Below are 990 nucleotides of genomic sequence, written 5' to 3'. Positions count from 1 at the left end.
GGTCGCAGCAGGTCTTGCGTTGGTCTGAGGCGGCGCGGCGGTTCTTAACCGCAAAAGCGTCCGGGAAGGCCGCTTAACGATTATTCGATCCCGCCGGATAGCCACCGGCCTGAAGATCCCGTCACAGCCCGCCATTGAGCGGGCTTTTTTTATGGAACAACGCCAATGCTCTCTCGTCGCAACCTCCTGCGCTCGTCCGCCCTCGGTCTGGCCGCTGCCGGTCTCGCTGCCTGCACCGTCTCCACGACGAACGGCGTCACCACAATCACGCTCGACGTGACCAAAGTGAAAAACTACGGGCAGGCCGGTCTCAATGCCGCCGCCGCCGTCATCGCGTTCTCCGCTCAGTTCCCGGCCATCTCCGCTTATGTCCCGGCGATTCAGGCTGCCGAGGTCGCTCTGTCCGGAGCGCTGACCGCGTTCTCGACCGCCGCCGGCTCCACGCTGACAATCAGCTACAACAACACAGACTGGAAAACCCGCGTGGACAGCGTGCTGTCTGACCTGTCCACGGTCGCCAGCGCGATTGAGTCCGCAATCTCTGGCGCCGGGTCGGCTCTGTCGGCATCCGTGCTGTCTGACGCCAAGACGGCGCTCTCAGCTCTCAACACGATCATCTCGGTGTTCAAAGGGCTTCTCGGCGTGTCTGCCGTCCGGTCCAGCACCGGCATGACCGAGGCTCAGGCTCTGGCCGCTCTCGGCGTGTGATCGTCACAACCATCCTCGTATTCCTCGTCGGTTTCTGGGCCGACGGGGTCTGCGTGGCTCTTGCTTTCCCACTCTGCTGGAAAACTCCCCGTGAAAAATCGTCTCCTGTTCATTCTCAAAAGCCGTGAGGGCGATTGGGGTTATTCCGGCTCGCGTGAGTCAGGCCTGTCCAATTCTGTCCGGTTCGTTGTGGATATGCTCAATTCCAATGGCATTGAAGCACAGTCCGTTGAAGTCGCAGATAACAACGCGATTGATCGTGAAGTCACAGCCTACCGGCCC

2 protein-coding genes are annotated in these 990 nt (G+C 60.9%); both read left to right on the top strand.

What is annotated here, in order from left to right; genetic code table 11:
- Positions 1-165 precede the first annotated feature (165 nt).
- The gene (locus GVI59_RS18680; RefSeq protein ID WP_173575538.1) at positions 166-708 is read left to right on the top strand and encodes a hypothetical protein; all 543 of its coding nucleotides are present in this window, start codon (positions 166-168) and stop codon (positions 706-708) included.
- Positions 709-798: 90 nt separating this feature from the next.
- Positions 799-990 (top strand): hypothetical protein (locus GVI59_RS18675; RefSeq protein ID WP_173575537.1); only part of this gene is annotated, 192 nt, incomplete at its 3' end.

This window comes from Acetobacter sicerae (genome assembly GCF_011516765.1).
Taxonomy (GTDB): domain Bacteria; phylum Pseudomonadota; class Alphaproteobacteria; order Acetobacterales; family Acetobacteraceae; genus Acetobacter; species Acetobacter sicerae.
This window is presented reverse-complemented; position numbering and strand designations above follow the sequence as displayed.